The 9,687-nt window shown below is 70.9% G+C and carries 10 protein-coding genes; 5 read left to right on the top strand and 5 right to left on the bottom strand.

Annotated elements, in window-relative coordinates; translation table 11 throughout:
- A partial coding sequence (locus tag G6038_RS29120) for an ABC transporter permease (RefSeq protein ID WP_165042207.1) occupies nt 1-829 on the top strand: 829 nt, incomplete at its 5' end.
- A gap of 16 nt (nt 830-845) precedes the next feature.
- On the opposite strand, the gene G6038_RS29115 is transcribed toward G6038_RS29120, so the two are convergent.
- A complete protein-coding gene (locus tag G6038_RS29115) occupies nt 846-1,424 on the bottom strand; it encodes a hypothetical protein (protein ID WP_165042205.1) in 579 nt (192 codons plus the stop codon).
- Between the two features lie 154 nt (nt 1,425-1,578).
- On the opposite strand from G6038_RS29115, the gene G6038_RS29110 reads away from it, so the two are divergent.
- Complete coding sequence (locus G6038_RS29110; RefSeq protein ID WP_165042204.1) at nt 1,579-2,565, top strand: helix-turn-helix domain-containing protein; 987 nt, start codon at nt 1,579-1,581, stop codon at nt 2,563-2,565.
- Nucleotides 2,566-2,572: 7 nt separating this feature from the next.
- Here the strand turns inward: G6038_RS29110 and G6038_RS29105 are convergent, their stop codons facing one another.
- On the bottom strand, nt 2,573-4,945 hold the full coding sequence (locus G6038_RS29105) for an FdhF/YdeP family oxidoreductase (protein ID WP_165042202.1): 2,373 nt from the start codon (nt 4,943-4,945) through the stop codon (nt 2,573-2,575).
- 146 nt (nt 4,946-5,091) lie between these two features.
- On the opposite strand from G6038_RS29105, the gene G6038_RS29100 reads away from it, so the two are divergent.
- Both G6038_RS29100 and G6038_RS29095 read left to right on the top strand, forming a co-directional pair.
- On the top strand, nt 5,092-6,666 hold the full coding sequence (locus tag G6038_RS29100) for an FMN-binding glutamate synthase family protein (RefSeq protein ID WP_165042200.1): 1,575 nt from the start codon (nt 5,092-5,094) through the stop codon (nt 6,664-6,666).
- A 106-nt stretch (nt 6,667-6,772) separates the two neighbouring features.
- Nucleotides 6,773-6,934, top strand: a complete 162-nt coding sequence (locus G6038_RS29095) for a hypothetical protein (protein ID WP_165042198.1) — start codon at nt 6,773-6,775, stop codon at nt 6,932-6,934.
- Nucleotides 6,935-7,011: 77 nt separating this feature from the next.
- Here G6038_RS29095 and G6038_RS29090 read toward each other — a convergent pair whose 3' ends face one another.
- Both G6038_RS29090 and G6038_RS29085 read right to left on the bottom strand, forming a co-directional pair.
- Nucleotides 7,012-7,830: a cytochrome c biogenesis CcdA family protein gene (locus G6038_RS29090; RefSeq protein ID WP_165042196.1), complete on the bottom strand. Its 819-nt coding sequence runs from the start codon at nt 7,828-7,830 to the stop codon at nt 7,012-7,014.
- Nucleotides 7,827-8,537, bottom strand: a complete 711-nt coding sequence (locus G6038_RS29085) for a thioredoxin domain-containing protein (RefSeq protein WP_165042194.1) — start codon at nt 8,535-8,537, stop codon at nt 7,827-7,829. Before G6038_RS29085 ends, G6038_RS29090 begins: the two co-directional genes overlap by 4 nt.
- A gap of 128 nt (nt 8,538-8,665) precedes the next feature.
- Here G6038_RS29085 and G6038_RS29080 point away from each other — a divergent pair, with 128 nt between their 5' ends.
- Nucleotides 8,666-9,163 carry a hypothetical protein gene (locus G6038_RS29080; RefSeq protein ID WP_165042192.1) on the top strand — a complete coding sequence of 166 codons (498 nt, stop codon included), beginning with the start codon at nt 8,666-8,668 and terminating at the stop codon, nt 9,161-9,163.
- Here G6038_RS29080 and G6038_RS29075 read toward each other — a convergent pair.
- The gene (locus G6038_RS29075) at nt 9,153-9,677 is read right to left on the bottom strand and encodes a M56 family metallopeptidase (RefSeq protein WP_346772947.1); all 525 of its coding nucleotides are present in this window, start codon (nt 9,675-9,677) and stop codon (nt 9,153-9,155) included. The genes G6038_RS29080 and G6038_RS29075 overlap by 11 nt on opposite strands.
- Nucleotides 9,678-9,687 lie beyond the last annotated feature (10 nt).

Here is a 9,687-nt window from a genome sequence, read left to right as displayed (position 1 = left end):
GGGGCGCCCCGCCCACACCTCCCGCCACAGACAGCTGAGCACCGTCGCCCGGCGGCAGATGCGGCTGATCCGTGCCGACCGCGGCTACCTCGTCTTCCTGTCGCTGCTGCCGTTCATCCTCGGCGGGCTCTCGATCCTGGTGCCCGGCAGCGACGGATTCGGCCCACCGAGCCCGGGGGCGGATCCCGGCGAGCTGGCGTTCATCCTCATCCTGCTGATCCTCGGCGCCTGCTTCATGGGCTCGTCGCTCACCGTCCGGGATCTCGTCGGCGAACGGATGATCTACCACCGCGAACGCGCCGCCGGACTCGCGCCCTCGGCGTACCTGATCGCGAAGATCGTGGTGTTCTGCGCCGCCGCGATCGTGCAGTCGCTCGTGCTGGTCCTCGTCGTCCTCGTCGGCAAGGGCACCCCGGGGCCCGGCAGCGTGATCCCTTCCGGCAGCGTCGAACTCGTCGTCGACATCGCGCTGACCACGTGTGCCTGCGTGGTGGTCGGCCTGGCGCTGTCGGCCGTCGCCCGGTCCGGTGAACAGGTGATGCCGCTGCTCGTCGTGACGGTCATGGTGCAACTCGTGCTCAGCGGCGGCCTGATCCCCATCACCGGGCGCGCCGTGCTCGCCCAGCTGTCGTGGCTGTCCCCGTCGCGCTGGGGCTACGCCGCGACCGCCTCGACCGCCGACCTGCGTGCCAAGGACCCGACCGCCGAGGCCGACGTGCTGTGGCAGCACGCCCCGTCGTGGTGGCTGCTCTCGGCCGGGATGCTGCTCCTCCTCGGCATCGTCTACGCCACGTTCACCTATACCCGGTTGCGGCTGCGCGCCCGGTGAGCGCGATGCCGGTCGCTCACACGAGGACCAGCGCGACGGCGACCGCGATGTCGAGGACGGCACAGAACTCGGCGAAGGAACGGTCCACGGTGACGCGGAGCCGATGGTGGACGAGATCCCACACGCCGTGCAGGAACCATCCGGCCGCGACGATGTACCGGGCGACGTCCGGATCGACCGCGAGCGCCACCAGGCCGAGCGTCCCGAAGGCGATCATGCCGGCCACCTGGACGAGGAAACGGCGATCGCGCAGCCGGCCGCGCACCGCGCCGACGACGATCACGACCGCCGCCGCGGCGCCGATCAGCACCGTCGGCGGCACGACGTCCAGCGCCCGCACCACGAACCACGCCGCGTAGGAGACCGGGAACACGACCCACACCGCACGCGGCCGGTCGAGCACGGCCGTGACGAGATACAGGAACGGCAGCAGCATCATCATCTCGGTGAGGATCTCGACGCTCGCCTCGGCGGGTGTGCCGATCAGCGCGAACGCCAGAGCCACCACCGTCGGCCAGCGCTGCGCCAGGAAGGCCGGCCCGGCCGAGCGGCGCGATGCGGGGCGGGCCGTGCTCACGGCCGTCGTGGTGTCCATGAGGTCTCCCGGGGGTCGGCGGTCGGCGGATGCCTCCACGATCGACGGCCGGGGCCGGCCGGGCGAGACCCGGACGCCGGACAGGTCCGGAAATTTGGGATCCCTGTCCGCCGGACACGTCGCGTCCGGCCCCGTCCCCGGTTACGGTCGAGGTGTGGACGAACGACTCGTGGTGGTCGTCGGCTACGACCGGGCGGAGCTGCTCGACATCGCCTGCGTGACGACCACGTTCGCGGCGGCGAACCGGTTCGGTGCCGTCCCGCCGTACCGGGTCGAGCTGGCCACCCCCGGCGGGGCCGCGATCACCTGCGACACCGGGCTCGTGCTGGCCGGACAGCGACGGCTCGAGCGGCTCGTCGGAACGCTCGACACCCTCGTGGTCTCCGGTGGTTTCGGGCACATCGACGTGGCCGACGACGCCCGGTTCGTCGGCCACGTGCGCCGCCTGGCACGGGACAGCCGCCGGGTGGCGTCGGTGTGCACGGGCGCCTCCGTCCTCGCGGCCGCCGGGCTGCTCGACGGCCGCCGCGCCACCACCCACTGGGCGTTCGCCGATCGGCTCGCCGCGCGATATCCGCAGGTGCAGGTGGATCCGCTGCCGATCTTCGTGCGCGACGGGCACATCGCGACGGCCGCCGGCGTGACCAGCGCCCTGGACCTGGCCCTGGCGTTCGTCGAGGAGGACCACGGCCCCGACATGGCCCGCCGGGTCTCCCGGGCCCTCGTCACCTACCTGCAGCGGCCGGGCAACCAGGCGCAGATGAGCGTGTTCACCACGGCCCCCGAACCGACGGACCGTGGGATGCGGCGCCTCGTCGACCACATCACCACCCACCTCGACGGCGATCTGTCGGCCACCGCGCTCGCCGCGCGTGCCGGGATGAGCGAACGGCATCTCGCCCGGATGTTCCTGCACCACCTGCACGACACACCCGCCCGCTACGTCCGCCGGGTTCGGCTCGAGGCCGCCGCCGTCCTGCTCACCACCACGTCGCTGCCGGTCACGGCGGTCGCGGCGCGCTGCGGCTTCGGCACGGCCGAGACGCTGCGGCAGGCGTTCACCCGTCGCTACGGGGCGTCACCGGCGGCGTTCCGCGCCGGTCACTCGCGTGCCGCGGCCCGGCACACCGGGGCCGGCTGAGCGGGTCTCAGGACAGGTACTCGGGGTCCGGGCAGGTCTTGTGCGACCAGTCCGACCCGAGGCGGCCCTGGTGCGAGTCCTCCGGGCACTCCCCACTGCGCTCGCCCGCGCGCGCCAGGGACACCACGACGGATTTCGATGTAGGGCAATTGCTCTGGCGTGCAGTCGAATCCAGCGGCACCAACTCGTTGGTCTCGGGATAGTAGGCGGCCGCCGAGCCGCGCGGCGTGTCGTACTCGACGATCCGGAACGACCGCGCGCACCGGACCCGCTCGTCGCCGTCCCACCGGGTGAACAGGTCGACCAGGTCGCCGTCGTCGAAGCCGAGGGCGGCGATGTCGTCGCGGTGCAGGAAGATCACCCGCCGCCCGCCCTCGATGCCGCGGTACCGGTCGCTCAGCCCGTAGACGGTGGTGTTGAACTGGTCGTGGCTCCGCAGGGTCTGCAGGATCACGTGCCCCGCGGGCACATGCAGCACGTCGATCGGGGAGACCGCGAACTCGGCCCGCCCGGAGGCGGTGTGGAAGGTGCGCGAATCGCGCGGCGGGTGCGGCAGGACGAAGCCGCCCGGCCGCCGCACGTTCACGTCGTAGCTCTCGCACCCGGGCACCGCCCGCGAGATCAGGCCGCGGACGACGCCGTAGTCGTCGCGCATCGCCTTCCAGTCGAGGCCGTACCGGTCCCCGAGCGTGGCCTCGGCGATCCGGGAGACGATCTCGACCTCGGACTTCAGGTGCGCGCTCGCCGGCGGCAACGGCCCGCGGGAGGCGTGGACCGAGCACGTGGAGTCCTCGACCGTCACGAACTGCGGGCCCGACGCCTGCACGTCCTGCTCGGTGCGGCCCTTGGTCGGCAGGATCAGCGCCGTCTCGCCGCACACCAGATGCGACCGGTTGATCTTGGTGGAGACCTGCACCGTCATCCGGGCCCTGCGCATCGCCGCCGCGGTGACGTGGGTGTCCGGCGCGGCCTGCACGAAGTTGCCCCCGAGCCCCATGAAGAAGCGGGCCCGGCCGTCGCGCAGGGCCCGGATGGAGTCGACGGTGTCGAAGCCGTTCTCGCGCGGCGGATCGAAGCCGAACTCCCGTTGCAGCGCATCGAGAAAGTGGGCCGGCGGCCGCTCCCAGATGCCCATGGTGCGGTCGCCCTGCACGTTCGAATGCCCGCGCACCGGGAACAGACCCGCGCCCCGCTTGCCGATGTTGCCCTGTGCCAGAGCCAGATTGGTGACCTCCTTGATGGTGGCCACCGCGTTGCGGTGCTGGGTCAGGCCCATCGCCCAGCAGAACACCGTCGCGCGCGAGTCGCGCAACAGCATCGCCGCCTCGGTGATCTGCTCCCGCGACAGCCCGGTGGCGGTGGCGACGACGTCCCAGTCGACGCCGGCGACGTGGCGGCGCCACTGCTCGAAACCGTGGGTGTGCCGTTCGATGAACTCGTGGTCGAGCGCGTCCCATTCCACGAGCAGCGCACCGAACGCCTGCAGCAGCGCCAGATCGCCGTTCAGCGCGATCGGCAGGTGCAGGTCCGACAGGTCGGTGCCGCGGCCGACGACACCGCGTGGGGTCTGCGGATTGCGGAAGTTGACCAGGCCCGCCTCGCGCAGCGGGTTGATCGACAGGATCGTGGCGCCGTTGCGTTTCGCCTTCTCGAGGGCGGTCAGCATGCGCGGATGGTTCGTCCCCGGATTCTGGCCCTGCAGGACGATGAGCTCCGCGTGGTACACGTCGTCGAGCGTGACGCTCGCCTTGCCGATGCCGATCGACTCCTGCAGCGCGATGCTGGTGGACTCGTGGCACATGTTGGAGCAGTCGGGCAGGTTGTTCGTGCCGAAGGCCCGGGCGAACAGCTGGTAGGCGAACGCCACCTCGTTCGAGGCACGCCCGGAAGTGTAGAAGATCGCCTCGTCGGGGCTGTCGAGCGCAGTGAGTTCCGCACCGATCAGGGCGAACGCCTCGTCCCAGTCGATCGGCTCGTAGTGGGTGGCGCCGGGCCGCTTGATCATCGGATGCGTGATGCGGCCCTGCTGGCCGAGCCAGTGCTCGCTGTGCGCATCCAGGTCGGCGATGCTGTGTGCGGCGAAGAATTCGGGGGTGGCACGACGCCGGGTCGCCTCCTCCGCCACCGCCTTCGCACCGTTCTCGCAGAACTCGGCGACCGATCGATGCCCCGGGTCCGGATCGGGCCACGCACAGCTCATGCAGTCGAAGCCCTCGGCCTGGTTCAGCCGCAACAGCGTCTGCGCCGTCCGGATCGGTCCCATCCGTTCGAGGGACCGCTTCATCGACACCGCCACCGCGGCCGGGCCCGCGGCATGGTCCTCGGCGTCGTCGACCTCGAGGTCGCGCTCGTCGTAGTCCCGCTCGTGCCTGCCCAGCATCGTCGGCCCCTCTTCCACGCCGCTCCACGCGCACCCGGGTATACCGCGCGCACGCACGTCATCGCCCGGAATACCCGCCCCGAACCCCTCCGAAACTGCAATCTCCAAGGGCAGCGCGGCCCGCACCGGCGTCGTACGGTGGCCCCATGAAGTGGTCGAACGCCCTCGGTATCCCGGCGGCCGCCCTGGCCGCGGTCGCCTCCTACGACCTCCTGCAGCGACGCCACGCGCTGCTGCGCAACTTCCCGGTTCTCGGGCACGGCCGGTACCTCCTCGAGACCATCGGCCCCGAACTGCGGCAGTACATCACCACCGGCAACGACGAGGAGCGCCCCTTCACGCGGGACCAGCGTCGCTGGGTGTACTCGTCGTCGAAACTCGAGACCAACACGTTCGGGTTCGGCACCGACAACGACATCGAGTTCACCGACGGCTACACGATCATCAAACACCGCACGTTCTCCGACACCCCGCCGTCCGCTGCGCCGCACGCCGGGGAACAGCTGCAGATCCCGTCGGCGAAGATCCTCGGCGGTCCCCGCAACCGGGCCAAAGCGTTCCGTCCGGAATCGATCGTGAACATCTCGGCGATGAGCTTCGGTTCCCTGTCCGGTGCGGCCGTGACGGCCCTCAACCGGGGCGCCGCCGACAGTGGGTGCATGCACAACACCGGGGAGGGCGGACTGTCCCGCTACCACCGCAACGGGGCGGACCTGATCTTCCAGATCGGCACCGCGTACTTCGGCTGCCGCGACGAGGAGGGCCGCTTCGACCTCGAGCGGCTGAAGGCCGTCGTGGAGTCGGCACCGGTGCGCGCGCTCGAGATCAAGCTGAGCCAGGGCGCCAAGCCGGGGCTCGGCGGCCTGCTGCCCGGCGCCAAGGTGACTCCCGAGATCGCCGAGATCCGCGGTATCCCGGAGGGCCGCGACTGCGTCAGCCCGTCCCGGCACACCACGTTCCACGACATCGACAGCATGCTCGACTGGATCGAGCTGCTCGCCCAGGAGACCGGTCTGCCGGTGGGGATCAAGTCGGCGGTCGGCGACATGACGTTCTGGGAGAAGCTCGCCGGCGCGATGAGCGACTCCGACCGCGGTGTCGACTTCGTGACCGTCGACGGCGGCGAGGGCGGCACCGGCGCCGCACCACTCGTGTTCACCGATGCCGTCTCGCTGCCGTTCCGCAGCGGCTTCGCCCGGGTCTACAAGCTGTTCGCGGAGGCCGGCCTCAGCGACGACGTGACCTTCATCGGCGCCGGCAAGCTCGGCCTGCCCGACAACGCCGTCGCGGCCATGGCCATGGGCTGCGACATGGTCAACGTCGCACGGGAGCCGATGCTCGCAATCGGCTGCATCCAGGCCCAGAAATGCCACACCGACCGCTGCCCCACCGGCGTCGCCACCCAGAACTCCTGGCTCGAGCGGGGTCTCGACGTGGAGCTGAAGTCCGTGCGCGCCGCGAACTACATCCGGTCGCTGCGCCGCGACATCTTCAAGGTGGCCGAGGCCTGCGGCGTCGCCCATCCCGGTCTGATCACCCCGACCGACGTCGAGGTGGCGGACGGCAACCGTCGCGCGGTCACGCTCGCGGAAATGTACGGCTACCAGCCCGGCTGGGGCCTGCCCGGGGTGTCTGACCGGGAGGAGATCACGCGGCTGATGCTCGGGGTCGCCGCGGCCGAGGGGGGCGAGGGCTCGCCCGGCGCGCGCACGGTGCCGTGACACGGGTCGGCCACTGTCCAGAATCCGGACAGTTCGGAGCGCCGACCCCACGTCACGCTGGAGCACGACCACTCGCGACACCGCGGAACCCGCCGGGAGGCAGATCGTGATCGACAGGATGTACGCCACGGTTCTCACGGTCGGCGGTGTCGTGTTCGCCGGCTGTCTGCTCCTCGGCGAGGCCGTGGACGCGGTGGGCGGCAGCGGCCGGATCGTCGTCCCGGAGGTGCCGGACGATGCCGGGGAACGCTTCGCGCACCTCGGCTGAAGCCGGACCGAGGACACCGCTCCCCCGATCACCGCGCACGCCGCGGCCATCGTGCGTGGCGTCGACTCTGCCCGCGATCAACGACGGACGCGCAGCACTCGGACCGCGACCACCGCGAAGAGCGCGAGGACGACGAGCAGCAGAGGACCCGGTCCGGACAGGGCCGCGGCCCACCGCCCGAGGGTGACCTGCAGATCGAACTGTTCGTCGACCCCCATCACCCCGGTGAGGTTCGCGGTGCCGTCCGTGCCCAGGAACAGCAGACCGATACCGATGAACAGCAGTCCCGACACCAGGGAGGTGGTGTGGGTGTGCAGCGGTCCGAGACTGATCGGCCGTCCGCGCAGCCATGTGCGCCTGCCGAGGTCGAAGCGCTTCCAGGCCAATGCGAGTGCGAACAGCGGCAGCACCATTCCGAGGGCATAGACGGCCATGAGCGACGCACCGTGCAGCGGGTGGCCGCCCGCGACGGCGATGGTCAGCACACTTCCGAGCAGCGGCCCGGAGCAGAACCCGGCGAACCCGTACACCGCGCCGAGCACGAAGACCGACGCCGCCCCCGAGCTCGTGATCGAGTTCGCCGCCCGCTGTGCCGATGTCGAGGCGAAGCCCTTGCCGAGGACGGTCGCGATGCCGAGGCCGATCAGCACCGCGCCGCTGACCAGGGTGATCAGCCCGCGATGCCGGGTCAGCGCCGCGCCCAGCAGGCCCATACCCGCCCCCAAGGGGGTGAGCACCGCGGCCAGGCCCACGTAGAAGATCGCGGTGCGGGCGGCCAGACGTCCGGCTCCATCGAAGGCGTAGGCGAAGAACGACGGCAGCAGCAGTGCCGAACAGGGGCTGAGCAGCGAGAGCACCCCGCCGAGCAACGCACCGATCTGCCCGATCTCGGTCACGGCGCCGACCCGGCGGCCGCCTCGATCACCTGCTCGAATACCGCCACCGGCTGCGCCCCAAGGACGGGGGTGCCATTGACGACGAACGACGGCGTGCTCGACACCCCGATCGCGTTCGCTTCCAGCACGTCGCCGTAGATGGACTGGTCGGCCGAGGCACCGGTCGCGTCCTGTGCGAACCGGTCCAGGTCGGGCACACCCGCGGCCTCGGCGAAACCGCGCAGGGCCTCGGCACTCAGGTCGGGATGACCTCGTTCCGGCGATGCCGCGTACACCGCGGTGGCGAACTCCCAGAACTTGCCCTGTGCGGCGGCCGCGCGCCCGGCGCGGGCGGCAGCCATCGACTGTTCCCCGAAGATCGGCAGATCTCGCCATTCGATCCGCAGGATGCCCTCGTCGACATACTTCTCGACCAGAACTGGCTCGGTGTCCCGGCTGAACTTGGCGCAGAACGGGCAGCGGTAGTCCGAGTAGGCGACCATCACCACCGGGGCGTCGACCGCCCCGAGAGCGAGGGGGTCGCCGTCGATGCGCCGGGACAGGTCGCCGACCGGCCCCATCTCGGGCGCGGTTTCCGCCACGGTGTTCTCGGTGTCGCCGGTGCGGTCGACGACCAGCCAGGCGAGGAGCACGACGGCGACGAGGCCGAGAGCGCCGAGCAACCACAGGTCGCGGCGAGATCGGGAGGTTCGGTCGGGTGATGTCATTCGCTGCCTTCGGATCGGTGCCTGCCGGTGCGGACCCACCGCCCGCAACTACTAAGTGCGATAGTAGCTCGAGCTACTAAGCTGCTTAGTAGCTCGATGCCCCTTCGCCTTCGGACAAGGATGACGACGTGATCACTTCCGCCACGGACCTCGACACCGCCACGTGCACGGCAGCCTCGCCTCGACGAAGGCGGGTATTGCGCGCCGCCACCGCCGCGGTGGTGACGCTGGTGGTGGTGGGGGTGCCCACCGACATCCTCGCCAACCCGTGGTTCGGGCGCGAGGTGCCGGTGCGGTGGTGGGAGTATCCGGTCCTGGCGGCAACGGTGATGTTGACCGCGCTCTGGTTCGGCATCCGGCAGCGTCGCCCGGACGAGAGCCGGACTGCGACGCCCGCGGTGGGGGTGCTGCTGACCGTCTTCGCCGTCGGCTGCCCGGTCTGCAACAAGCTCGTTCTCGTCACCATCGGAGCGTCCGGTGCGCTGGGATGGTGGGCCCCGCTCCAGCCGGTTCTCGCCGTCCTCTCGCTGGCGATGCTCACCGCCGCGGTGCTCTACCGCTGGCGCCGCCGTCCCTGCGACGACTCCTGTATTCCCTCGGTGGCCTCGGCCGGTTCTACACGGTGAGGCAGGAGGCGGCCACGATTCCCATGACCGAGACACCGGCGAGGAGAGCGGGGAGCGCCGAGACGGTCAGCGCAAGCGGATAGGCGAGCACCCGGCGGGACCGCCCGGGCCGCGGAGCCCGGCCCAGCCAGCGGAGGCGGTCGTCGACGAAGCGGTGGGACGACGGCTCGGGTGCGCTCGAACGGGCCCCCTGCGCGCTGCACCGGATCAGCGCATCCCGGACCGCGTCGTGACCGCAGGCCTGGGCGGCTCGGCGATCGGCGGCGAGTTCGACGAGGACCCGCACCCAGATCGCCCCCTGTCGGCACAGGGGCACGAAGGGCAACGCCGCCGCGAGGGCGGCCCCGAACATCACCAGCACGTGGTGCCGTCCCCGGATGTGCGCGTACTCGTGGGCGAGCACGGCGTGACGTTCGCGGGGTGCGAGCACCGACAGCCCCTCACTGGCGACCACGGCCCCGTTCCTTCCCCCGATGCTGTATGCGGCACAAGAATTTTCTCGTAGCCAGACCACTTCCCCGCCC

The organism is Rhodococcus sp. 14C212 (genome assembly GCF_011058195.1).
Classification (GTDB): Bacteria; Actinomycetota; Actinomycetes; order Mycobacteriales; family Mycobacteriaceae; genus Rhodococcus; species Rhodococcus aetherivorans.
Note: the sequence above shows the minus strand (reverse complement) of the source record. Positions and strands in the feature narration are given on the sequence as shown.